Source organism: Actinoallomurus sp. NPDC052308 (assembly GCF_040679195.1).
Taxonomy (GTDB): domain Bacteria; phylum Actinomycetota; class Actinomycetes; order Streptosporangiales; family Streptosporangiaceae; genus Actinoallomurus; species Actinoallomurus liliacearum.
Genome location: NZ_JBFAUM010000016.1, coordinates 161318 through 183626 on the forward strand (window position 1 = coordinate 161318; position 22309 = coordinate 183626).

The 22309-nt window shown below is 72.3% G+C and carries 23 protein-coding genes; 12 read left to right on the forward strand and 11 right to left on the reverse strand.

Annotation, left to right across the window (positions count from 1 at the left end; genetic code table 11):
• Positions 1 to 38: 38 nt before the first annotated feature.
• Positions 39 to 1550 (reverse strand): histidine kinase N-terminal domain-containing protein, encoded by a 1512-nt coding sequence (locus AB0L00_RS30470; protein ID WP_364440507.1) that lies wholly within the window; start codon positions 1548 to 1550, stop codon positions 39 to 41.
• A gap of 38 nt (positions 1551 to 1588) precedes the next feature.
• Here AB0L00_RS30470 and AB0L00_RS30475 point away from each other — a divergent pair, with 38 nt between their 5' ends.
• From AB0L00_RS30475 to AB0L00_RS30490, 4 genes are all read left to right on the forward strand, one after another.
• Positions 1589 to 2755, forward strand: coding sequence for an 8-amino-7-oxononanoate synthase (locus AB0L00_RS30475; protein ID WP_364440508.1), 1167 nt, complete (start codon positions 1589 to 1591; stop codon positions 2753 to 2755).
• A 15-nt stretch (positions 2756 to 2770) separates the two neighbouring features.
• On the forward strand, positions 2771 to 3523 hold the full coding sequence (locus tag AB0L00_RS30480; protein WP_364440509.1) for a GntR family transcriptional regulator: 753 nt from the start codon (positions 2771 to 2773) through the stop codon (positions 3521 to 3523).
• A gap of 103 nt (positions 3524 to 3626) precedes the next feature.
• The gene (bioD, locus tag AB0L00_RS30485) at positions 3627 to 4364 is read left to right on the forward strand and encodes a dethiobiotin synthase (protein WP_364440510.1); all 738 of its coding nucleotides are present in this window, start codon (positions 3627 to 3629) and stop codon (positions 4362 to 4364) included.
• Between the two features lie 97 nt (positions 4365 to 4461).
• Complete coding sequence (locus AB0L00_RS30490; protein ID WP_364440511.1) at positions 4462 to 5202, forward strand: hypothetical protein; 741 nt, start codon at positions 4462 to 4464, stop codon at positions 5200 to 5202.
• A gap of 4 nt (positions 5203 to 5206) precedes the next feature.
• Here the strand turns inward: AB0L00_RS30490 and AB0L00_RS30495 are convergent, their stop codons facing one another.
• On the reverse strand, positions 5207 to 7264 hold the full coding sequence (locus tag AB0L00_RS30495) for a transglycosylase domain-containing protein (protein WP_364440512.1): 2058 nt from the start codon (positions 7262 to 7264) through the stop codon (positions 5207 to 5209).
• Positions 7265 to 7385: 121 nt separating this feature from the next.
• Here AB0L00_RS30495 and AB0L00_RS30500 point away from each other — a divergent pair, with 121 nt between their 5' ends.
• From AB0L00_RS30500 to AB0L00_RS30525, 6 genes are all read left to right on the forward strand, one after another.
• A complete protein-coding gene (locus tag AB0L00_RS30500) occupies positions 7386 to 8060 on the forward strand; it encodes a response regulator transcription factor (protein ID WP_364440513.1) in 675 nt (224 codons plus the stop codon).
• Positions 8057 to 9427, forward strand: a complete 1371-nt coding sequence (locus tag AB0L00_RS30505) for a HAMP domain-containing sensor histidine kinase (protein WP_364440514.1) — start codon at positions 8057 to 8059, stop codon at positions 9425 to 9427. Before AB0L00_RS30500 ends, AB0L00_RS30505 begins: the two co-directional genes overlap by 4 nt.
• The gene (locus tag AB0L00_RS30510) at positions 9424 to 10110 is read left to right on the forward strand and encodes a hypothetical protein (protein ID WP_364440515.1); all 687 of its coding nucleotides are present in this window, start codon (positions 9424 to 9426) and stop codon (positions 10108 to 10110) included. Before AB0L00_RS30505 ends, AB0L00_RS30510 begins: the two co-directional genes overlap by 4 nt.
• Positions 10111 to 10219: 109 nt before the next feature.
• A complete protein-coding gene (locus AB0L00_RS30515) occupies positions 10220 to 10480 on the forward strand; it encodes a DUF3311 domain-containing protein (protein WP_364440516.1) in 261 nt (86 codons plus the stop codon).
• A gap of 6 nt (positions 10481 to 10486) precedes the next feature.
• Positions 10487 to 12106 carry a monocarboxylate uptake permease MctP gene (mctP, locus tag AB0L00_RS30520; protein WP_364440517.1) on the forward strand — a complete coding sequence of 540 codons (1620 nt, stop codon included), beginning with the start codon at positions 10487 to 10489 and terminating at the stop codon, positions 12104 to 12106.
• 80 nt (positions 12107 to 12186) lie between these two features.
• On the forward strand, positions 12187 to 12738 hold the full coding sequence (locus AB0L00_RS30525) for a GNAT family N-acetyltransferase (RefSeq protein ID WP_364440518.1): 552 nt from the start codon (positions 12187 to 12189) through the stop codon (positions 12736 to 12738).
• Positions 12739 to 12903: 165 nt separating this feature from the next.
• Here AB0L00_RS30525 and AB0L00_RS30530 read toward each other — a convergent pair whose 3' ends face one another.
• From AB0L00_RS30530 to AB0L00_RS30555, 6 genes are all read right to left on the reverse strand, one after another.
• Complete coding sequence (locus AB0L00_RS30530; RefSeq protein ID WP_364440519.1) at positions 12904 to 13116, reverse strand: biotin/lipoyl-binding carrier protein; 213 nt, start codon at positions 13114 to 13116, stop codon at positions 12904 to 12906.
• A 96-nt stretch (positions 13117 to 13212) separates the two neighbouring features.
• Positions 13213 to 14544, reverse strand: a complete 1332-nt coding sequence (locus AB0L00_RS30535; protein ID WP_364440520.1) for a biotin carboxylase N-terminal domain-containing protein — start codon at positions 14542 to 14544, stop codon at positions 13213 to 13215.
• A 95-nt stretch (positions 14545 to 14639) separates the two neighbouring features.
• Positions 14640 to 15908, reverse strand: a complete 1269-nt coding sequence (locus AB0L00_RS30540; protein ID WP_345356665.1) for an HD domain-containing phosphohydrolase — start codon at positions 15906 to 15908, stop codon at positions 14640 to 14642.
• Between the two features lie 187 nt (positions 15909 to 16095).
• Positions 16096 to 17436, reverse strand: a complete 1341-nt coding sequence (locus AB0L00_RS30545; protein ID WP_364440521.1) for an HD-GYP domain-containing protein — start codon at positions 17434 to 17436, stop codon at positions 16096 to 16098.
• 226 nt (positions 17437 to 17662) lie between these two features.
• Positions 17663 to 17929 carry a mycothiol system anti-sigma-R factor gene (gene rsrA, locus AB0L00_RS30550; RefSeq protein WP_364440522.1) on the reverse strand — a complete coding sequence of 89 codons (267 nt, stop codon included), beginning with the start codon at positions 17927 to 17929 and terminating at the stop codon, positions 17663 to 17665.
• Positions 17926 to 18555 carry a sigma-70 family RNA polymerase sigma factor gene (locus AB0L00_RS30555; protein WP_345356657.1) on the reverse strand — a complete coding sequence of 210 codons (630 nt, stop codon included), beginning with the start codon at positions 18553 to 18555 and terminating at the stop codon, positions 17926 to 17928. The genes rsrA and AB0L00_RS30555 overlap by 4 nt, the downstream gene beginning before the upstream one ends.
• 235 nt (positions 18556 to 18790) lie before the next feature.
• Here AB0L00_RS30555 and AB0L00_RS30560 point away from each other — a divergent pair, with 235 nt between their 5' ends.
• A complete protein-coding gene (locus tag AB0L00_RS30560) occupies positions 18791 to 19552 on the forward strand; it encodes a methyltransferase domain-containing protein (protein ID WP_364440523.1) in 762 nt (253 codons plus the stop codon).
• A 69-nt stretch (positions 19553 to 19621) separates the two neighbouring features.
• Here AB0L00_RS30560 and AB0L00_RS30565 read toward each other — a convergent pair whose 3' ends face one another.
• Positions 19622 to 19954 (reverse strand): TraR/DksA C4-type zinc finger protein, encoded by a 333-nt coding sequence (locus AB0L00_RS30565; RefSeq protein WP_364396369.1) that lies wholly within the window; start codon positions 19952 to 19954, stop codon positions 19622 to 19624.
• 21 nt (positions 19955 to 19975) lie between these two features.
• Positions 19976 to 20806 (reverse strand): SOS response-associated peptidase, encoded by an 831-nt coding sequence (locus tag AB0L00_RS30570; RefSeq protein ID WP_364440524.1) that lies wholly within the window; start codon positions 20804 to 20806, stop codon positions 19976 to 19978.
• Here AB0L00_RS30570 and AB0L00_RS30575 point away from each other — a divergent pair.
• The gene (locus AB0L00_RS30575; RefSeq protein WP_364440525.1) at positions 20805 to 21365 is read left to right on the forward strand and encodes a DoxX family protein; all 561 of its coding nucleotides are present in this window, start codon (positions 20805 to 20807) and stop codon (positions 21363 to 21365) included. The two genes, AB0L00_RS30570 and AB0L00_RS30575, sit on opposite strands and share 2 nt — an antisense overlap.
• Positions 21366 to 21414: 49 nt before the next feature.
• Here AB0L00_RS30575 and AB0L00_RS30580 read toward each other — a convergent pair whose 3' ends face one another.
• Complete coding sequence (locus tag AB0L00_RS30580) at positions 21415 to 22071, reverse strand: ATP-binding cassette domain-containing protein (RefSeq protein ID WP_364440526.1); 657 nt, start codon at positions 22069 to 22071, stop codon at positions 21415 to 21417.
• Between the last annotated feature and the right edge of the window lie 238 nt (positions 22072 to 22309).

Sequence of the window (22309 nt, forward strand, 5' to 3'; positions counted from 1 at the left end):
AGGTCACGGGCGTCCACGTTTTCCGGGCACGAATCGGCTCAGGCGGGCGGAGCGGTCCGCGGCCCCTGGTCCAGCGGGATGTCCACGGCGACCTCCGTGCCCCCGCCCTCGCGCGGTCGCAGGTCGATGACCCCGCCCAGCTCCCCCACGATCAGCGTGCGGACGATCTGCAGGCCCAGACTCGCCGCCGACTCGACGTCGAAGTCCTCGGGCAGCCCGCTCCCGTTGTCGGCGACCAGGACCTTCAGCCGCTCCTCCCCGCGCGTCACCACCACCTCCAGCGACCCGGGGCGGTTCGCCAGTCCGTGCTCGAGGGCGTTCTGCAGCAGCTCGGCGAGGACCATGGCGAGCGGCGTGGCGATCACCGAGGGCAGCACGCCGAAACCGCCGATCCGCTTCGGGCGCACCCGGGTCTCCGGCGCCGACACCTCTCCGGCCATGGCCATCACCCGATCCGCGATGTCGTCGAAGTCGACCAGCTCCTCCGGCGTGTGCGAGAGCGTCTCGTGGACGATCGCGATCGAGCCGACCCGGCGGACCGCCTCCTCCAGGGCCGCCCGCCCCTCCGGCACCCGCAGCCGCCGGGCCTGCAGGCGCAGGAGCGCCGCGACGGTCTGCAGGTTGTTCTTCACCCGGTGGTGGATCTCCCGGATCGTGGCGTCCTTGCTCATCAGCGCCCGGTCGCGCCAGCGCAGCTCGGTGACGTCCCGCAACAGCACCAGGGCGCCCGTACGACTCCCGTCGACGATCAGCGGGATGGCCCGCAGCTGCACGATCGCGCCGTTCGTCTCGATCTCGGTCTCGCTCGGGGCGCGCCCGCCGGCGACCACCGCCAGCGAGTCGTCCACCGCGGTGTTCATCAGCCGGGCGGTGGTCTCCCCCAGCGGCGTGCCGACCAGGTCGGTGGCGAGCCCCAGCCTGCGGTACGCCGACTGCGCGTTCGGGCTGGCGTAGAGCACCCGCCCGTCCCGGTCCACCCGGATCAGGCCGTCGCCGACCCGCGGCGAACGGGCGAGGTTCGGCTCCACCTCCCGGAACGGGAACCGCCCCGCATCGATCATCTTCGCCAGGTCGCTGGCGCTCTGCAGGTACGTCAGCTCCAGGTGGCTGGGCGTACGCGCCGAACTGAGGTTCGTGCTCCGCTGGATGATGCCGAGGATCCGGCCGTCCCGGCGTACGGGGATGGCCTCCTCGCGCACCGGGATGCCGCTCCCCCACTCCGGGTCGCCCTCCCGGCAGATGCGCTCCTCCCGCCAGGCCACATCGATCAGGCCGCGCCCGCCCGGCTCGACGACCAGGCCGACGAGGTCGTCCGTGTAGGCGGTCGGGCCGGTCGTCGGCCGGATCTGGGCGATGGCCACCCAGCCTCCGAGGTCGCCGGGACGGCCGCCTTTAGGCGCGCGGCGCCTGGTCAGCGGGACCCAGAGCACCAGGTCCGCGAACGACAGATCGGCCAGCAGCTGCCAGTCCGACACCAGCGCGTGGATCCATTCGAGGTCCGCCGCGTCCAGATCGGTGTGCTGCCTGGTGAGGTCGGTCAAGGTGGGCACGTCTGCATAATCGCAGGCGGGGCTGGAATGATTTCCGGGTGGACCCACTTGAGCGGCTGACGACCGCGACCCGCGACCGTACGGCCGCCGGGCTGCGCCGGACGCTGCGCCCGCGCCCGCCCGGCCCGTCGCTCCTCGACCTGGCCTCCAACGACTACCTCGGGCTGTCCCGTGACGCCCGGCTCGCCGAGGGGGCGATCGAGGCCGTACGGAAGTGGGGGGCGGGCTCGACCGGGTCCCGCCTCGTCACCGGGACGACGGAACTGCACGCCGAGCTGGAGGACCGCCTCGCGGAGTTCACCGGCATGCCGTCCGCCCTCGTCTTCTCCTCGGGCTACCTGGCCAACCTGGGGGTCCTCACCGCGCTGCGGCCCCGGCTGATCGTCTCCGACCAGGGCAACCACGCGTCACTGATCGACGGTTGCCGGCTGTCCCGGGCGACGGTCACCGTCACCCCGCACGGAGACGTCGCGGCCGTGGACGCGGCCCTGGCCGGCGCGCGGGACGCGATCGTCGTGACCGACGCTGTCTTCTCGGTGGACGGCGACCTCGCCCCGCTCCGTGAGCTGCACCGGGTCGTCCGTGGCCACGGCGCCGTCCTGGTGATCGACGAGGCGCACGCGCTCGGCGTGGTCGGACCGGGCGGGCGGGGCGCGGCGTACGCCGCCGGGATCGCCGGTGAGCCCGACGTCGTCCTCACCGTCACCCTGTCCAAGGCGCTCGGCACGCAGGGCGGCGCGGTCCTCGGCGCGCCGGAGGTGATCGAGACGCTGATCGACACGGCCCGTTCGTTCGTCTTCGACACCGGGCTGGCACCGGCGTGCGCCGGCGCGGCCCTCGCCGCGCTCGACGTGCTGGCCGCCGAGCCGGACCTGCCGGAGCGCGCCCGCTCCCACGCCGTCCGGCTCGCCGGCGCGGCCCGCGAACTCGGGCTCGCGACGACCTCACCGGCCGCGGCCGTCGTCCCGGTGATCATCGGCGACCCGCACGAGGCCGTCCGCGCCGCGGACCTGTGCGCGGATCACGGCGTCCGGGTCGGCTGCTTCCGGCCACCATCCGTACCGGTGGGACGCGCCTGTCTGCGGCTCACCGCCCGCGCCGACCTGGGCGAGGCGGATCTCACAGCCGTCACGAAGGCACTGGCTACTGTCAAGAAGCAGACCAGACCGTACCCTGCTCCTAACGCCGGAGCGACGCGGCGGTGAACACGAGGAGAGCGCGTGACGGCTGAGCAGGCACCTGAACTCGGGGTCGAGCCACGGGTCCCGAAGTACTACCGGCTGAAGAAACGCCTCGTCGAGCTGACCGAGGCGCTCACCCCGGGTAGCCCGCTGCCGCCGGAACGCACGCTCGCGGAGAAGTACGGCACCTCCCGCACGACCGTCCGGCAGGCCCTCGCCGAGCTGGTGATCGAGGGACGCCTGCAGCGGATCCAGGGCAAGGGCACCTTCGTCGCCAAACCGAAGGTCGCCCAGGAACTCCAGCTGGTCAGCTACACCGAGGACATGCGGCACCACGGCCTCAACCCCGAGACCCGCATCCTCGACATCGACTACGTCACCGCCGACGAGCGGGTCGCCGGCCTGCTCGGCATCCGCCCCGGCGGCCGCGCCCTCCGCATCCACCGGCTCCGCCTCGCCGACGGCGAGCCGATGTCGATCGACACGTCCCTGCTGCCCGCCCGCCGCTTCCCCGGCCTTCGCAAGGAGCTGCCGCGCCATGGCTCGCTGTACGAGACCCTCGCGACCGCGTACGACGTGCACCTCGCCGAGGCGGAGGAGACGATCGAGACCGTGCTGGCCACCCCCGAGGACGCCCAGCTCCTCGGCGTCGACGTCGGCCTGCCGCTCCTCCTGCTGTCCCGGCACGCCTTCGACGTCGACGGCCACCCCGTCGAGTGGGCCCAGTCCTTCTACCGCGGCGACCGCTACAAGTTCATCACCCGCCTCCGCCGCCAAGGCCAAACCCCCTGAACCGCCGGGGAACGTCTGTGCCGAGGATCGGTGTCGCCAGGGGGACGGAAATCCTCGGCGTTGAGACGGTCGTCGGCCTCCGCTACTCGTTACCCTCGCTCAGGTGAGCGTGCTGGTGGTCAGTGGGACGGATACCGGGGTCGGCAAGACGGTCGTCACGGCGGCCCTCGCGGCGTTGGCGCGGGCCCGAGGGGCGTCGGTCGCGGTGGTCAAGCCGGCGCAGACCGGGGTACGGCCCGACCAGGCCGGGGACCTGGAGGAGGTCCGGCGGCTCGCGGGCGTCGGCGACCTGCACGAGTTCGCGCGCTACGCCGACGCGCTCTCCCCCGCCGCGGCCGCCCGGCAGGCCGAACTGCCGCCGCCCGACCTGGTCGCCATCGCCGACCGGATCCGCGCGCTCGACCGGGACCTGGTGATCGTCGAGGGGGCCGGTGGGCTGCTGGTGCGCTTCGACGAGGACGGCACCACGCTGGCCGACCTCGCGCACTCGCTGCGGGCGCCCGTGCTGGTCGCCGTCCGGCCGGGGCTGGGCACGCTGAACCACACGGCGCTGACGCTGGAGGCGATGGCGAACCACGGGCTCGAACTGGCCGGGGTCGTCATCGGGGCCTGGCCGCGCCGGCCCGGTCTGGACGACCTGTGCAACGTCCGGGACCTGGAGACGATCGCCGCCCGCCCGCTGTCCGGGGCGCTGCCCGAGCGGTCCGGGCGGCTGTCCGGGCCGGAGTTCCTGCTCGCCTCCCGGGCCGGCCTGGCCCCGCATCTCGGCGGTGTCTTCGACGCGGCGGTCTTCCGCGCGGACTGCGCCGCCCGCGCCCGTAGCTGGGATCTCATCCCGTGACCCCTCGTACCGCTCCCCCCGACCTGTCAGGGAACCGCGCGGCCTCGGGACACGTCTGAGTTCCGGGGACGCGCCACGCATTGAGGAGCGATCACCTATGAAGGCCATGGTCGTGGTGGCCGCCGCGCTGCTGGCGGCGGGCTGTGCCGGACGTTCGGAGGCCAAGCTCGATCCCACGCCGGCACCGTCGGTGTCCGTGTCGCCGGGCACCGGGCTGGTGCTGCGGACGAGTACGAGTGGCGGCATCGCCGGGCTGGGCGGTCCGGGGAGCCTGCCGGACTTCTCGTTGTACGGCGACGGGCGTGCCATCGCCGGGTCGTCCGGCACGCTGACCGAGTACCGGCTGACGCCGCAGGCGGTGCGGCGCATCGTGTCGGCGGCTCAGGACGCCGGGCTGGCGACGCCTCGGACGGTGGAGAGCCCGAACATGGCCGACGCCATGTACGCGGTCGTCACCTTCGTCGTCGACGGGCACCCGCGTACGACCCGGCTCGTCGAGCCGGTGAGCGACACGAAGGCGGCGGCGGTGCTCGCCATGCTCAATCCGTCGACCTGGGCGCGCGGCGATCTGGCCGCCGCGCCGCATCCGTACCGTCCGGCCAAGGTCGCGGCGCTGGCGCTTCCCGGGTCCGCGACCGGGGCGCCACGGTGGCCGTACGCCACGCCGCTCGGCTCCGGGACGCGGGTGGGCACCCGGACCTGCACCGTCCTCACCGGCGCGGCCGCCCGCAAGGCGCCGATCGGCCGGTGGCGCGACTGGGCGGATCACGGCCGGTCCTACCGGGTGCTGCTCCGGCCGCTGCTGCCCGACGAGGCGGACTGTACCGCCATCGCGTGACCGGTCAGGGGGTCGCCCCCGGCTTGACGACCGGGGACCGGCCCGCCTTCGCCTCCTGCCTCTTGCGCAGTTCCGACGGGTCGATGGACCGTGGCGACTCGGGGACCGTCTTCCTCGGTGACGGCACGTACGGGCGCGCGGCGGGTGGTGACGTCGGCGGGGTCGGGCTCGGTGTGGGCGTCGCGAACCGACGGGTCGTCCCCACCCAGGCGGGTGGCGGGAAGTCCTCGACGGGCCCGTCGGCGACGGCGGTGGTCATGACGGCGGTCCAGATGGTGGCCGGTAGGTCGGCCGCCTCCCGCAGGGGCGCGTCGCCGCGGTTGATCAGCGGTCGGTTGCTGGCGCGGTAGGTGACGACGGCGGTGGCCACGCTCGGGGTGTAGCCGCAGTACCAGGCGGCGGCGTTGGCGTCCGTGGTGCCGATCGTGCCGGCCGTCGGGCGGTCGAGCACGGGCCGCGCGCCGGCCGCCTTCGGGCCGAGCACGCGCCGCGCAGCGTCCGCCTTCGCGCCGAGGCCGAGGGCGAAGGTGACGTCCGCCGCGACGCCCGGGGACAGCGCCCGCCGCACGCGGGGCCGTACGGTCAGCAGCGTCTTCCCGGACGAGTCCCTGACACCGGCGATGATGTGCGGTTCGGCGTACCGGCCGTCGGCCAGGGCCGCGTACGCCGCGGCCTGGTCGATGGCGTGGATCCGCGGCGGCGCGGGCCGGGTCGGGAGACCGACGCGGCCGGCGGCGGAGGCACCCGTCTTGAGCAGGAGCCGCGCGAACACGGTGTTGTAGGAGTTGGCGGCGGCCATGAGCAGGTTCGGCGCGTCGGCCTTCGCGTCGTCGTCGTTGCGGACGCCCTTCAGGGGCGAGCCGTCCACCACGCTGCGCAGGCCGACGCCGTTCTGCAGCGCCGTGGCCAGGATGAACGGGTGAAAGGAGGAGCCTGCGGGCAGGTCGGCGAGGAAGGCGTTGTCGTACTGGTGCTTGAGGTAGTCCCGTCCGCCGTACGTCGCGAGGATCTCGCCGGTGCCCGGCCGGACCGAGGCCAGCCCGGTCTCGAGGTCCTTGTCCCGGCCGACCGCGTCGGCCACCGCGCGCGGCGCCTCGTCCTGCGTCGCGCGGTCGAGGGTGGTGGTCACCCGAAGGCCGCGCCGGTAGATCGCGTCGTCGTCGAACCCCCGCCGGCGCAGTTCGCTCGTGATCCGCTCGATGAGGTAGCCGCGCTGCCCGCCGTACAGCGGGTCGGTGTGCGCGGGCGCGACCCGCGGGAACGCCGGTCGCGGCCCCTTCGGGAGCACGCCGGTGCTCATCATCCCGTCGATGACGTACCGCCAGCGCGCCTGCGTCTGCGCGGTGTGCCCGAGCGCGGGGTCGAGGTACGACGGCGCCTGGATCACTCCGGCGAGCAGCGCGCTCTCGGCCGGCGTGAGCGCGCCGACGTCCTTGCGGAAATACGCTTGCGCGGCCGCCTGCACCCCGTACGCCCCGCGGCCGAAGTAGACGGTGTTGAGGTACTGCTCGAGGATCCAGTCCCTGGACCGGGACCGGTTCAGCTTCACCGCGATGAAGAGCTCTTTGACCTTGCGGTCGAGCGTCTGGCGGGGGTCCAGGTAGGCGACCTTGACGTACTGCTGGGCGATGCCGGAGCCGCCCTGGCGCGCTCCGCCGGACACCGCGGCCCACACGGCCCGGGTCAGCCCGGTGGGCGAGACGACGGGCTCGTGGTAGTAGCCGCGGTCCTCGGCGGCGAGGACCGCGCCGCGCAGGTGGGCCGGGACCGCCCGTAGCGGTACGGCGACGCGGTTCAGCCGCCCGACCTGGGCGATCGGGGTCCCGTCCCGGTAGTACAGGATGCTCGCCTGCGCCCGCGCGGCGGCGCTGACCGGCGGCACCTTGACCTGCGTGTAGACCACCCACAGGCAGATCCCGACCAGCACGACGAGGCCGCCGAGCGCGTACCCGGCCCGCCGGACCAGCCGCAGCCTGCGGCCCTTGCGCGGTACGAGGCCACCGAGGCCCCGTACCGCGGTCCCGACCCATCGTCTCCGCTCGCGTCTGCGCCGTCCCGCCATGTCGATCAACCCTGGTCGGGAAGCGTCATCAAGCTGTCGGGGTGCGGTCCCGCTTTCCGGACAATGTCTGGATCCCGTGACAGAGTCCCGCCCGCCGGACCGGCCACTCGATAATGGGCCGATGGTCGCGATCTTGCTCGTGGAGGACGATCCGTCGGTCCGTACGGGTCTGGAGCTGGCCCTGACACGTCAGGGGCACTCGGTCACCGCACGGACGACCGGCGAGGAGGGGCTGGAGTACGCGCGGGCGCGCCGCCCGGAGATCGTCATACTCGACGTCATGCTGCCCGGACTGGACGGCGTGGAGGTCTGCCGTCGCCTCCGCAGGTCCGACGAGATCCCGATCATCCTGTTGACCGCGCGCGGTGAGAGCCTGGACGTGGTCGTCGGGCTGGAGGCGGGCGCCGACGACTACGTGGTCAAGCCCGTCGAGCCCGCCGTCCTGGACGCGCGGATCCGCGCCGTCCTGCGGCGCGCGGAGAAGACCCCGATGAGCCGTTCGAGCTTCGGCGACCTGGTCATCGACCGCGCGGCGCTGCGCGTCACGAAGGCCGGGGCGGACGTCCACCTCACCCCGACCGAGCTGCGGCTGCTGCTGGAGCTGACCCGTCACCCCGGACAGGCGCTGCCCCGCGGCCACCTGCTCCGGGAGGTGTGGGACCACGGCTACGCCGGCGACTCGCGCCTCGTGGACGCCTGCGTGCAACGGCTGCGCGCCAAGATCGAGACCGACGCGGCCGCGCCGACGCTGATCCAGACGGTGCGGGGGTTCGGCTACCGGTTCACGGCCCCGTGATCAGCGGACTGCGCGGGCGCCTGTTCCTCGCGTTCGTCGCCGCCTGCCTCGCCTCGACCGCGCTCGTCGCCGGCATCGGGTACGTCCTCGTCCGCCGGGCCATCCTGCAGCGGGCGCAGGACGCCGTCCTCATCGACACCCGCGAGACGCTGGCGCACAACGTGCCCGGGGACCTGGCCGCCCCGGTGCCGGAGCGGACGCTGCGGGACGTGGCCACCGGACTGGTCCGGCCCGACCGGTACGTGGTCGTGACCGACGGCACCACGTCGGTCGCCACCGGCGACTTCGGGCTGCGCGACGTGCCCGCCGGTCTGTCCGCCCGCGCCGCCGAGGGGCTGTACTTCCAGCGGGTCGTCATCCACGGGACGCCCTGGCTGGTCGCCGCCACGCGCGTGCGGGGCAGCGACGGTGAACCGCTGCCGCTCACCGTCTTCGTGTTCGCGTCCCTGGCCAAGGAGAACGCCGACCTGCACGGCATCCAGAGCGCCCTGACGCGCGCGGGCGCGCTGACGGTCGTCCTGGCCGTGGTCCTCGCCGCGCTGCTCGGGCGCAGCGTGCTGCGGCCGCTGCGCCGCCTCGCCCGGGCCGCCCGCTCGCTCGGCAAGGGTCATCTCGCCGCCCGCGTCGACGTGCGCGGCCGGGACGAACTGGCCGACGTCGCGCGGATCTTCAACGAGAGCGCCGCCTCTCTGGAGGAGACCGTCGGAGAGCTGCGCCGTCTGGAGGCGACCGCCCGGCGGTTCGCCGCCGACGTCTCACATGAGCTGCGCACCCCCATCGCCGCCATGACGGCCGTCACCGACCTGCTCGAGGAGGACGCCGCCCGGCTCCCCGCGGACACCGGAACGGCGGCCCGGCTGGTCGCCGAGCAGACCCGGCGCCTCGGCGCCCTGGTGGAGGATCTGCTGGAGATCAGCAGAATGGACGCCGGTACCGCCGACCTGACTCTGGACGACGTGCCGCTCGCCGCCCTCGTCCGCGAGTGCGTGACCACCCGTGGCTGGGCCGACCAGGTCGTCATCGAGATACCGCCCGGTCTGCGCGTACGCCTCGACCCCCGGCGGTTCGACGTCATCATCGCCAACCTTGTGGCCAACGCGTTCCGGCACGGCGCCCCGCCCGTGCGCGTCACCGCACGGCCCGGCCTGGAGGTACGGGTGATCGACAACGGCCCGGGAATCCCCGCTGACGTGCTGCCGCACGTGTTCGACCGCTTCTTCAAGGCGGACCCGGCCCGCCCGGCGGGGAAGGGCACCGGGCTGGGCCTGTCGATCGCACAGGCGAACGCCGTCCTGCACGGCGGCGGCATCGAGGCCGGCAACGCGCCGGGCGGCGGCGCGGTCTTCACCGTACGGATCCCGGCATGACGCGGGCCGTGCGCACGGTGTCCGCGGCGGCGGCGGTCTGCGTGCTGGCGGGATGCGGGGTACGCCCGACCGGCGTCGTGAGCGCCGGGGAGGCGCCGACCGCGACCGCCACCTCGCTGCCCAAGGCGCAGGTCTTCTTCCTCCTCGGCGGCACGCCGGAGCCCGTGGAACGGGCGGTGCCGCCGTGGGACACCCAGGCGGTGTTCGACGCCCTCCTGGCGGGCCCGACCGCCCAGGAACGCGAACGCGGCCTGCGCACGGAGCTGACGCCGGACGTGACGGTCCGCGCGATCGACACACGGACGGTCTTCGTCGAGTCCCGGCGCTGGCAGGTGTCCCAGCAGGAGATCGCCGGATATTTGCAGATCTCCTGCACGGCGCGCCTCCTGCCCGGCGCGCCGCTCGTGAAGGCGCCGGGCCTCCTCGACCAGAGCATCATCGCCAAGGTGCGCCAGGCGGATGTGTGCCCGACGGGCGGCGACCAAGCCCCGGCCTGGCCCGTCGACCCGGCCGGGGCGCGGCCCGACGGCCCGGCCGGGGTGCCGTCCCCGACCCCGAGCGGTTCCCCGTACACCGGCGGGATCGGGTCCTCGCCCACCGACGATCCGACCACCCCCTTCGGCCAGAAGAGGCCGCCCTGGCCCCGGAACGGCGCTCCCTCGGTCGTGAAGCCGACGGGCTGAACGCCGGGACGTTACCGGTTCGTTATCGGGACGCCGCAGGCCGAGATCCGATCGTGACCGGACGGCATCACAGTGGCGGGAGCGAAACTTTGTTTCAAAGGGGCCCGACATGCCGAACAAAGCCGCCCAACCGACCCGTCCCCTCGTACGGGTCGTGATCGCCGTCCTCCTGATCGCGCCGTTCGTCATCTACCTCGCCGTCCCGAGCTACGCGCGGATCAAGCCCCGCCTCGGCGGCTTCCCCTTCTTCTACTGGTGGCAACTGGCCTGGGTGATCCTCACGGCGGCCTTCATCGGCATCGCGTACGCCCTCGCCCGCCGCGACGCCGGCGCCTCCTCCCCCGACCAGGCCGACGAGAAGGGCGAGTGAGGTCCCATGGACAACGTCAACGGCGTCGAACTCACGGTCTTCGTCTTCTTCATCGCCCTGGTGACCGTGGTCGGCTTCGCCGCCGCCCGGTGGCGGCGCGGCCAGACGCTCCTGCACCTGGACGAGTGGGGCCTCGGCGGGCGGAGTTTCGGAACGTTCGTCACCTGGTTCCTGCTCGGCGGCGACCTCTACACGGCCTACACGTTCATCGCGGTGCCCGCCGCGGTGTTCGCCAGCGGCGCGATGGGCTTCTGGTCCCTGCCGTACGCCGCGATCGCCTACCCCATCGTCTTCCTGATCGGCCCTCGCCTGTGGTCGGTGTCCCATGTGCACGGCTACGTCACGCCCGCCGACTTCGTCCGCGGCCGCTTCGGATCCAAGAGCCTGGGCCTGGCCGTCGCCCTGACCGGGATTTTGGCGATGATGCCCTACATCGCGCTGCAACTCGTCGGCATCCAGGCCGTTCTCACGGTCATGGGGGTCAAGGGATCCGGCCTGGCCCGGGACCTGCCGCTGTTCATCGCCTTCGCGCTCCTGGCCGCCTACACCTACACGTCCGGCCTGCGCGCCCCGGCACTGATCGCCTTCGTCAAGGACGCGCTGATCTACCTCGTGATCATCGTGGCGATCATCTACATCCCGACGAAGCTCGGCGGCTGGGGTCACATCTTCGACAGCGCCCAGGCGTCCCTCACCAAGGTCAACCCGGCGACCCACAAGCCCAGCGGGTCGATCATCACCAGCGACCTGAACCACTGGGCGTACGGCACGCTGGCCCTCGGCTCCTCCCTGGCGCTGTTCATCTACCCGCACACGGTCACGGGGGCGCTCGCCGCCGGCCGCCGCAACGTGATCCGCCGGAACGCCGCGCTGCTCCCGGCGTACTCCCTGCTGCTCGGGCTCCTCGCCCTCCTCGGCTACATGGCGCTGGCCAAGCCCGACGTGGCCGCCGCCGTCAAGGCCGCGAAGAACCCGCAGCTGGCCGTGCCGACGTTGTTCGACCACGTCTTCCCCAGCTGGTTCGCCGGGGTCGCGTTCGCCGCGATCGGCGTCGGCGCGCTCGTCCCGGCGGCGATCATGTCGATCGCCGCGTCGAATCTGTTCACCCGCAACGTCTACAAGACCTTCTTCCGGCCGGAGGCGTCCCCCGCGGAGGAGACGCGGGTGTCGCAGTTCGTGTCCCTGCTGGTGAAGGTCGGAGCGCTCGTCTTCGTCCTGGCCTTCGACAAGTCCCTGGCGATCAACCTGCAGTTGCTGGGCGGCATCTGGATCGTGCAGACCTTCCCGTCGCTGGCCCTCGGGCTGTTCACCCGGTGGTTCCACCGCTGGGCGCTACTGGCGGGCTGGGCGGTGGCCATGGTGTACGGGACCGTCACGGCCTACCGGCAGCCGTCGCCGACACAGAAGCACTTCGGCCAGCCGATCGCCGACATCCCCCTCATCCACCACACCGGGTACATCGCGCTGACCGCGTTCGTCCTCAACATGCTGGTCGTGGTGGTGCTCACCGTCCTGCTCAGGGCGGTGAAGGTCGCCGACGGCGTCGACGAGACCAGCCCGTCCGACTTCCTCGCAGACGCCGAGGACTCACGCGTCCGTGACCTCCCCGAGCTGACGACCGGCTGAACGCCTGCGGTGGTCTCCCGGAGACCACCGCAGGCCATGGGGGGTACATGGTCGCTTTTGCGGTGTTCTAAGCTTCCCTCGTGAGCCAGGAAACGCCTCCAGTGCTGGGTTCACCGGGGGAACCGCCCGCAGCCGGGCAGCCGGCCGGCATGGAGATCCGCGTCGCTCGTCCCGACGAGCTGCGCGCGATCGGCGAGCTCACCGCGGCGGTGTACGTCGCCGCCGGATACATCAGCCCGAACGGCAGCTATGTCCCGCACCTGCGCGACGCCGCCGCCCGCGCCCGCGAGGCCGAACTCGTGGTCGCCGTACGGGACCGTGAGCCGATCGGAACCGTCACCTACTGCCCCCACGAGAGCGCCTGGGCCCAGCTGGCCGGACCGGACGAGGCGGAGTTCCGGATGCTCGCGGTCAGCCCGATGGCCCGCGGCCTGGGCCTGGGCGAGGCCCTGGTCCGGTACTGCGTCGGCCGGGCCCGCGAGGACGGCTGCACGACCCTGCGCCTGTCGACCGAGCCCGTGATGCACGCCGCGCACCGGATCTACCGCCGCCTCGGTTTCGTCCGCACCCCCGACCGCGACTGGCACCCCGCCCCCAGCGTCGACCTCCTCACCTACGCCCTCCCCCTCTGATCGGCGCGCCAGCGAGCACGCCGACCGTTGAGAGACGGACGAAAGTCTCGGTGAAGGCCGATGCAGGAGGGGACGTAATCCCGCGAAACGCCGCTGTGGCAGGGCCTTCACCGAGGGATTGCCGGCCGTCACGGCGTTCGCCGAGTGGTCTGGTCGGCCGGCGGGCTACTCGATGACGGCGATCAGGTCGCCTTCCTGGATGACGTCGCCCTCGGCGACCTTCAGGGTCGTGATCGTGCCGGAGTCCTCGGCGAGCACCGGGATCTCCATCTTCATCGACTCCAGGATGACGAGGGTGTCGCCGTCCTCAATCTGGTCACCCTCGCTGACGAGCACCTTCCAGACGTTCGCCACCATTTCCGCGCGGACCTCAGCCACTGCGGCTCCTCTCTCAGACGCCGGCTTGCGCCGGACGCACGTTATTCATCGGACGAAGGTTCTCGTTCGCGTCTTGGCAGTGTGCCGTACGGTCCATCACCGGGCTCGCATCCGGTCCACGAGTCCGGTGTCGTACTCGCCGGTGGCGAAGCCGGCGTCGTCCAGCAGCTCGACGAAGAACGGCAGGTTGGTCTTGAGGCCCTCGATCCGGAAGTCCGCCACCGCACGGCGGGCGGCGGCGAGGGCCTGGGCCCGGTCCGGGCCGTACACGCAGAGCTTGGCCAGCAGCGGGTCGTAGAACGGGGTGACCTTGTTGCCCGCGCGGTAGCCGGAGTCGACGCGGACGACCTCGCCGGTCGGCTCCTCCCAGACGGTGATCGTGCCCGGGCTGGGCAGGAAGCGCTTCGGGTCCTCGGCGTACACGCGGAACTCGATGGCGTGGCCCCGCGGCTGGACGGAGGTGAAGGACACCGGCTCGCCGGCCGCGATCAGCAACTGCTGTTCGACCAGGTCCAGGCCGGTGACGAGCTCGGTGATCGGGTGCTCGACCTGGAGACGGGTGTTCATCTCCAAGAACACGAAGTCCTGCGCGACCGGGTCGACCAGGCACTCGACCGTGCCGGCACCGCGGTAGCCGACGGCCTCACCGGCGCGTACGGCGGCGGCGAGCATGCGGGCCCGCAGCTCCGGGCCGACGGCGGGCGACGGGGTCTCCTCGACGATCTTCTGGTGCCGGCGCTGCACGGAGCAGTCGCGCTCCCCCAGGGCCACGACCGTGCCGTCGGCCAGGCCGAGGATCTGCACCTCGACGTGCCGGGCGCGCTCGATGTACCGCTCCAGCAGGATGTCCGGGTTGCCGAAGAACCGCTCGGCGCGCGTGCGGGCCGTGTCGTACGCCTTGCGCAGCTCGGCCTCGTCGCGGGCGACGCTCATCCCGATGCCGCCGCCCCCGCCGGCCGCCTTGACCATGACCGGGTAGCCGATGCCCGCGGCCGCCGCCGCGTCGGCGTCGGGGACGGGCTCGCGGGTGCCGGACGCGACGGGGACGCCCGCCTTCTCCATGAGGTTCCGCGCGTTGATCTTGTCGCCCATCGCGGCGATCGCCTCGGGCGGCGGGCCGATCCACACCAGTCCCTCGTCGATCACCCGCTCGGCGAACGCGGCGTTCTCCGCGAGGAAGCCGTAGCCGGGGTGGATCGCCTGCGCGTTGGTGCGCTTGGCCGCCTCCATCACCGCGTCCACGTCGAGGTAGCTCTGGGCCGGCTGGGCGGGCCCGATGAGGATCGCCTCGTCCGCCTCATCGACGTACGGCAGATCCGCGTCGGCCTCCGAGTACACCGCGATGGCCTTGATCCCAAGGGCACGCACCGTACGGATCACCCGACGGGCGATCTCTCCGCGGTTGGCCACCAATACGGACTCGAACACCGATCCTCCTTATTCGCACTCAGCCCAGCGAGAATAACCACGCGATGCCCGATGTACCGTCGCGCGCGGCGACAAAAACCCGTGGGGTCGACTTGTCACCGCATGCGGTCGACAGCGTGGCCGAGCGCCTCGATCACCGTGGGGTCGTACTCCGCCGCCGAGTCGAGGCGCAGCCGCTCCAGCACGGCCGCCGACCGGTCGCGGTCGGCCGAGTCACCGACGAGATCATCGTAGGCGTTCGCCACCTTGATGACACGGCTCGCGAGGGGTGGCGCCGAACCGTCGCTCACGCGGTACGGGTCGGACTGGCGGCGCACGATCTCGGCGACCTCGTCCAGCACGCCGGTCTTGGTGATCACGCCCGCGCCGAGCTCGGCGATGCGGCGCTGCTCCTGGGGGGAGGCGAGGACGGTCGCGCCGCCGGGGATCGGGTCGCGCAGCGAGAGCTGCCCGATGTCGTGCATCAGCGCGGCGTACTCCAGCTCGAGGAGTGCTTCCTCGGTCATGCCGAGCTCTCGGCCCATCGCGACGGCGAGCCGGCTGACGCGCCGGGAGTGCCCCGCCTCGACGTACCCGCCGACCTCGGTGACCTGGGACAGGGCACGGACGGTCTGCAGGTAGGTCGCCCGGATCCCGGCGAACCGCCGGAACGCCACCTGCGTGACGAGGATCGGCGCGGTGAAGACGAGCAGCGCGGCCGGGCCCATGACGAACGTGCTGACCGCGAGGAGCATGCCCGTCGCGCCCGAGGCGGCGCACAGCGGCCCCATGGCCCGGATCTCGTCGCCGAGCGCGATGCCGAACCGCGCGCGCACCGCCTCCGCCCGGATCACCGCCGCGACGCTGATGTCGACGACGCACGACAGGATCACGGTCAGCACCATCACGGTGATGAGCGCCGGCCAGTACTCGCGCAGCGAGGAGTCCATGATCGGCCGGAAGATGAAGGCCACCACCGAGGGGGTGAGGATCCGCCGGGCCAGCGCGTCTAGCCGGGGAATCCGGCCGACCGCGATGTGCGGCAGCGCGCCGGCGAGGGTCCCGCAGGCGGTGACGGTCACGACCTGGAAGGCCGAGTGGACGGCGGACTCGGCGCCGACCTTCAGCAGGAGCGCGTATCCGAGCGCGCCCGCGCTGGCGATCGGCGCGACCTCGCGGTTGCCGGGCACGAGCATGCGCAGCAACTCGCCCACCGCGATCAACGCGCCGAACAGCACGGCGGTGCGGGAGTCGACGACGCCGACCGCGGCGACCTGGGTGACCGAGCCGATGACGAGCAGTCCCGTCACCGCGATCAGCAGGAGCTGCGCGGAGTCCAGCGCCTGGCCGACGGCGCGTCGGCGCGCGGGCGCCGGCGCGCTCATGGGCGCCTCCTCATGTGGGGCCTCCCGCTCGAAACCGCATCCCGTACGCGGGCGCCATCCCGCACCGCACCCCGTGCGCGGGCGCCGGCGCGCACCGCGTCCTTTACGCGGGCGCCGGCGCGCACCGCGTCCCGTACGCGGGCGCCGGCCCGCGCGGCCGTGCGCTCCGGCGCGGGGCGCCGCCCGGTCACGAGCGGACGCCTTCACCCGCGACGCGCAGCGGCACGCTGGGGTCGTCGTGGTCCTGTTGGGCCGTCTCCTCGCCCTCGGGCGGGGCGACGGGATCGGGCCGGTTCCAGCCGTCGCGCTCGACCGCGGTGACGAACGCCTCGACCAGCGCGGGATCGAAGTGGGTGCCCGCGCAGCGCCGCAGCTCGGTCATGCCGGCCTCGAGGGACATGGCCGGGCGGTAGGACCGGGTGGAGGTCATCGAGTCGAACGCGTCCGCGACCGAGATCACCCGGGCGAACTCGGGGATCTCCGACCCGGCCAGGCCCATGGGGTACCCGGTGCCGTCCATCCGCTCGTGGTGGTGCATGATCCCCGCCAGGGCCTCGTCGAGGAAGCCGATGTCACGGACGATCTCCAGGCCCCGCATCGGGTGCAACTGGATGGCGGCGAACTCCTCCTCCGACAGGGCGCCGGACTTCTGCAGCACCTTCGTCGGCACGCCGAGCTTGCCGACGTCGTGCAGCATGCCGGCGTACCGGACCGCGCCGACCCGGTCGGGTCGCATCCCGATCTCCTTGGCGATCATCGACGCGCCGCGGGAGACCCGCTCGCTGTGGCCGCGCGTGTAGTAGTCCTTGGTCTCCACCGCCTGGCACAGCGCCGCGATCGTGGCGGCCTGGGCCTCCTGCTGGGCCTGGGTCTGCTCCAGGGCCCACCGGGCGATGAACATCGGCAGCAGCACCAGCACCGCGGAGAAGGGGCCGACGACCCCCCACGGCGCGGCGATCAGCAGGCCGAACATGCCGTACGCGAGCTGACCGATGGCGAGCTGGCCGACGGGTCCCCAGCGGAACCCCCACATGGGCGCCTGCCTGGTCAGCACGAGGATGATGGCGATCAGGCCGAGGTTCACGGCGACGTAGGTGGCCAGCGCCGCGACGTAGGGCGGGATGATGCCGGGGAACGATCCGTCGGACGGCTTGCCGACCGTGCCTCCGGTCGCCCGGTAGACCACGCCGGCGAGGTATCCGGAGAGGGCGAACTGCGCGCCGTTGAAGACCCTCTTGACGAGGGCGACGTCGCGTCGGCCGGTGACGACGGCCGAGGCGCCCACCAGAGCGGCGCCGACGGGCCCGAGGAGCACGACCGAGGCCAGGCCGGCCGAGTAGCTCAGCGAGACGCGGGCGCTGGCGCTGCTGAGCAGCGCCGGCACCGACTCGCAGATCACGGAGAGCACCGCAAGCACCGCGAGCGTCGTCCAGTGGATGTGGTGGAACGACGAGAGAGCGATGCATGAGGTGCCGAGCGCGACGACCGTACAGACGTAAGCCCATGCGGCCAGGGGTAGTCCACGCAATGCCGCCCCCACGAGGTAATGGGCTAAGCCCAGGACACGCCTACTCGCATGTGTTTCTGCCTCCCCTGTCGCGCCTGGGCACCTGGACGGTGCGGCGGCCCGGCTACGACTCGACGATGCCCGAATGATCGGGGGTAAGCCTAACCCGAGTGTGACAGGTCACGCAGACGCCCGCGGAAACGTGAGCAAAGCGTGAACCAATCGTCACCTACGGTCCTGATCCGCCTTACTCGGTCAGTGAGGAGCGGACCTGCTCGATGCGCCCCATGACCTTCGACCGCAGGTCCGGCGGCACGGGGTCGCACCCGCACGACTTGTGCACGAGCTTCTTCACGGCCTCCTCGAGGCCGTACTCCCGGAGACAGGGCCCGCACTCGTCCAGGTGCTGCCGGATGTCGGAGCAGCCGCCCTGGTCCAGCTCGCCGTCGAGATAGTCGTAGATACGGCCCAGCACCTCAGAGCACGGAGTCTCGTGCGGCCTACCGCAGCTCATGACTGGTCCTCCCTACGCTGTCCGCCGTTCGCGCGGGCGAGGCCGTGCTCACGCGCGTAGTCCTCGAGCATCGAGCGCAGCTGACGCCTACCGCGATGCAGCCGGGACATCACCGTACCGATCGGAGTGCCCATAATGTCGGCGATCTCCTTGTACGAGAAGCCCTCCACGTCGGCGAAGTAGACCGCCATGCGGAAGTCCTCGGGCAGCGCCTGCAGGGCCGTCTTGACGTCGGAGTCGGGCAGGTGCTCGAGCGCCTCGGCCTCCGCGGACTTCAGCCCGCTCGAGGTGTGGGACTCGGCCCGCGCGAGCTGCCAGTCCTCGATCTCCTCGGCGGCGGACTGCTTGGGCTCCCGCTGTTTCTTGCGGTAGGAGTTGATGAACGTGTTGGTGAGGATCCGGTAGAGCCAGGCCTTGAGGTTCGTGCCCTCCTGGAACTGATGGAAGGACCCGAACGCCTTCGCGAAGGTCTCTTGAACCAGGTCCTCGGCATCGGCCGGGTTCCGCGTCATCCGCAGCGCGGCCGAGTAGAGCTGGTCCAGGAACGGCAGCACGTCGCGCTCGAAGCGCCTGGTCCGCTCCTCCAGTGTCTCCACTGCCTCGGGAACCTGACCCACCTCCTCCATCCGGCCGACGTCGGCATCGGAACCGTACGCACCAGACGATAGCGGGTCCGCCGGCGACGCCTGCCGACGGTCCGCGAGCAGAAGGCTCATCATCACCTCGAACTAATCCATGTCACCGACCGTTATGACGCAGTGCAACACCTCGCATGGCCGCGGGATTCCCGGGAAAGAGGAATGCTCGGTCACCAGTGACAACGGGTGAAGCGATGCCCTCGACAGGGAAGGATTGGGATAAATGCATCCCCGAGGAGCCGCCGTGCTGTCGATTCCGGCGAAGCATCCCGCTGTCGGCGAGTCCGAGTCGCTTGCGAGCTACTGGACCTTCTACTGGGCCGTCGCCGCCGCCCAGCTCTCCCGCTGGCTTCCGCACCGACCGTCCCGCGTGCTCGATCTGTCGGGCCCGCAGGCACGCTGCGCGCCGCAGGCGGCCGCGGCGGGCCACACGGTCGTCGAGGTCCGGGAGACACCGCGCAGCGGGCCGCACTCACGGCGGGTACGGCCGGTGGTGGCCGATCCCGCCTCGCTCGGGTTCCTCGCCGACGGCTCCTTCGACGCCGTGGTCGCCGAGGGCCGGGTCCTCTCCCGGCATCTCGTCACCGAGAACGTCGTGGCGGAGATCTCGCGGGTGCTCCGGCCGGGCGGCCGGGTGCTCATGTGCGTCGACTCGCTCGTGCTCGGCATGGCCATCCTCGCCGAGCAGAACTTCTGGGCGCACCTGTCGGACGTGCCCCGCTCCGAGGTCGTTCTGGTGCCCTGGCCGGACGGCTCGATCACCCGCTGCTTCGGCGCCGAGCAACTGCGCGAGCTGCTCACCGACAGCGGGCTGGAGCTGGAGTGGATCAGGCCGCGGACGACCCTGTCGCCCTCGACGGTCGAGCACGTCCTGAGCACGAGCCCGCAGGCGCTCCCGCGGCTGGTCCGCGCGGAGCTGACGGCGCCGCTCGGCGACGAGCCGGTCGGCATCCACCTGGTGGCGAGCGCGATCAAGAGCTTCTGACGGCCCGCGCGGGGTACGGGCACCCGATTCTCCGGGCGGCTCGTACCCGCGCGGACCCTGAGGGAAGTCTCAGCGCCGGAAGCGGTCGTGCTTGGCCTGGCAGGTGACGCAGCGGGCGGCGGCGGGCCGTGCCTCCAGCCGTCCCTCCGGGACCGGCCGGCCGCAGTCGACGCACTTGCCGTACGTGCCCGCCCGGGCACGGGCGAGGGCGGCCAGCACCTCGGCGCGCTCGCGGCGCATGGCGTCCAGCGCGGCCTCCGCCCGGTCGGTGGCGGACAGGCTCGCGCCGGCGTCGGCGGTGTGCTGGTCGGCCTCCGGGTGTTCGCTCCGTAGGACGGCGATCGCCTGATCGAGATCGGCGAGCATGTCCTCCAGGCGCCTCTGCGCCGTGTCCACGACCATGCGTACCTCCCGGCGAGGCGGTCAGAACAGCGTGGGGGTCTCGCCTGGAGAGATACCCAGATCGGGCAGTGGTTTGACCAGTTCAGGCCCGTTATTTCGGACTTTGTTCACTGCCGTGGAGACGGGATACGCCTCCAGCCGGCCGGCGGCGGCCGGCACCAGCAGGGACCGGACCTCCTCTGGGGCGGTCAGCTCCGGGTCGAGCCACGCGCCGAACCGCTCCGGCTCGACCAGCATCGGCATCCTCTCGTGGATGCGGCCCACGTCGTCGCTCGCCTCCGTGGTGATGACCGTGCAGCTCAGCAGCCACTCCTCCTCGGGCGCCTCTTTCGATGGACGCCAGACCTCGTAGAGGCCGGCCATCGCGAGCATGCTCCCGTCGGAGGGCCGGATGAAGAACGGCTGCTTGCCGCCCTCCTCACGCGTGTACCACTCGTAGTAGCCGTCGGCGGGCAGCAGGCAGCGGCGCCGGGCGAAGGCGCGCCGGAAGGCGGGTTTCTCGTGCACCGTCTCGACCCGCGCGTTGATCATCCGGGAGCCGATCGCCGGATCCTTCGCCCAGGACGGCACCAGGCCCCACCGCGCCACGTGGAGCTCGCGGACGTCCCGCGTCAGGATCATCGGCACCGGCTTGGTCGGCGCGACGTTGTAGTCGGGTTCGAGCGCATCCGTCGTGTCGCGCTCGACGTCGAAGGCGTCGATGATCTCCTGGCGCCCGCGCGCCGTGGAATACCGCCCGCACATGGCTCCCGCGTCCCCTTCCGGCCCGTACGGCGCACCGCGCGCCGGACGCGCCAAGCTTGCCAAAGAGGTGGGCTTGGTCGCGCGTACGGTGGGCATGACGGGTGTCATGCAACCCATCAGGACTCTCGCTCGTCCCCTCATGGCGGCGCCGTTCGTCGTGACGGGCATCGAGACGCTGCGCGATCCCGGCGCCCGCGCCGAGAAGATCGCCCCCGTGATCAAACCCCTCGCCGACCGTGTGTCCTGGCTCCCCACCAAGGACCCCGAGTCGCTCGTACGGTTGCAGGGGGCGCTGTCCCTGGGCACCGGCGCCCTGCTGGCGCTCGGCCGGTTCCAGCGGCTGTCGACGCTCGTCCTCGCCGGCCAGCTGGTCCCCAGCCTCCTGGCCGAGCACCGGTTCTGGGCGGAGGACGACCCGGAGCGGCGTGCCTCGGAGCGGTCCCAGTTCTTCAAGACCGCCGGGCTGTTCGGGGCGCTGCTCGTCGCCGCGTCCGCGCCGAGCAAGTACCGCCCGATCAAGGCGGCCCGCGCGGGCGCGCACGAGGCGAAGCTGCAGGCGGCGCTCGCCCGGTCGGAGGCGAGCCGCAAGGCCGAGCGTGCGCGGCGCAAGGCCGCCAAGCGCGTGACGAACACCCGCAAGAAGGCCGCGGCGAAGGTCGGCCACTGACATCGGTCACCGCCGGGGCCGCCGCAGCGCCTTCGTACGCCCGCGACGGTCAGATCTCCAGGACCTCGTCGACGTGGCGGAGGATCGGCGCGGCCCCCGGCAGGACCGTACGGTGCATGATCAGCAGGAGCGTACGGCCGTCGGCCGCGGCGATCAGCTCGGCCAGCGCCGCGTCCGCGGCGCCCGATTCGGTCTCGTCCGGGCCGGTGTCCGGCTCGTCGAGGATGAGGATCGGCAGGTCGGCCAGGAGGGCGCGGGCCAGGGCGATCCGGCGGCGCCCGGCGCCGACGACCACGCTCTGATCGTCCACGCGGGTGTCGGGCGGCAGGTCGACCCCCGCCTCGGCGAGTGCGCGGGCGACGTCCTCGTCCGTGGCGTCCGGACGGGCGACCCGGACGTTCTCGGCGATCGTCGTGTCGAAGAGGTGGGCGTCGTGCGCGCACAGCCCGATGACCCCCCGGACGTCCTCGTCGGCGAGATCGCGGAGCTGCACGTCGTTCAGCGTGGCGACGCCCTGGTAGTCGAGGAATCCCAACAGCACCGCCGCCAGCGCCGAGGCGCCCACGCGGCTGCGGCCCAGCAGCGCCACCCGGCGGCCCTGCGGCAACAAAAGGTCCGTGTCGCCGAAGCCGATGACCTCACCGCCGGGCCACCGCGTCCGCAGGTCGGCGAGCCGCAGTTCGTACGGTCCCGGGGGAAGCGGCACCGATCGCCGTCCTGCCGCAGGCGTGTCCGGGCCGGCCGGCGCACGCCGGGCCCGGCGTCGTGACCGTGGCGAAGCGTCCACAGTGCTCCTGTCGATTGGTCGCTCAGCCCTCGGCTCAATGGTCGCGTGAGCTTCGTCGTTCGTTCGATCCGGCTGCCGTCAACATAACGACCGGTCAGAGCCGGCCGCCGGGGGATCTACCGGCGCATTCACCTTCCACGACGGTCTCGGCACCGGC

Excerpts from the sequence above, each read along its gene's own strand:
- AB0L00_RS30490 (WP_364440511.1), top strand. The coding sequence starts at position 4,462 with ATGAAGGCCATGGTCGTGGTGGCCGCCGCGCTGCTGGCGGCGGGCTGT.
- AB0L00_RS30495 (WP_364440512.1), bottom strand. The coding sequence starts at position 7,264 with ATGGCGGGACGGCGCAGACGCGAGCGGAGACGATGGGTCGGGACCGCG.
- AB0L00_RS30500 (WP_364440513.1), top strand. The coding sequence starts at position 7,386 with ATGGTCGCGATCTTGCTCGTGGAGGACGATCCGTCGGTCCGTACGGGT.
- AB0L00_RS30510 (WP_364440515.1), top strand. The coding sequence starts at position 9,424 with ATGACGCGGGCCGTGCGCACGGTGTCCGCGGCGGCGGCGGTCTGCGTG.
- AB0L00_RS30515 (WP_364440516.1), top strand. The coding sequence starts at position 10,220 with ATGCCGAACAAAGCCGCCCAACCGACCCGTCCCCTCGTACGGGTCGTG.
- mctP (WP_364440517.1), top strand. The coding sequence starts at position 10,487 with ATGGACAACGTCAACGGCGTCGAACTCACGGTCTTCGTCTTCTTCATC.
- AB0L00_RS30540 (WP_345356665.1), bottom strand. The coding sequence starts at position 15,908 with ATGAGCGCGCCGGCGCCCGCGCGCCGACGCGCCGTCGGCCAGGCGCTG.
- rsrA (WP_364440522.1), bottom strand. The coding sequence starts at position 17,929 with ATGAGCTGCGGTAGGCCGCACGAGACTCCGTGCTCTGAGGTGCTGGGC.
- AB0L00_RS30555 (WP_345356657.1), bottom strand. The coding sequence starts at position 18,555 with ATGGAGGAGGTGGGTCAGGTTCCCGAGGCAGTGGAGACACTGGAGGAG.
- AB0L00_RS30560 (WP_364440523.1), top strand. The coding sequence starts at position 18,791 with ATGCATCCCCGAGGAGCCGCCGTGCTGTCGATTCCGGCGAAGCATCCC.
- AB0L00_RS30565 (WP_364396369.1), bottom strand. The coding sequence starts at position 19,954 with ATGGTCGTGGACACGGCGCAGAGGCGCCTGGAGGACATGCTCGCCGAT.
- AB0L00_RS30575 (WP_364440525.1), top strand. The coding sequence starts at position 20,805 with ATGCAACCCATCAGGACTCTCGCTCGTCCCCTCATGGCGGCGCCGTTC.
- AB0L00_RS30570 (WP_364440524.1), bottom strand. The coding sequence starts at position 20,806 with ATGACACCCGTCATGCCCACCGTACGCGCGACCAAGCCCACCTCTTTG.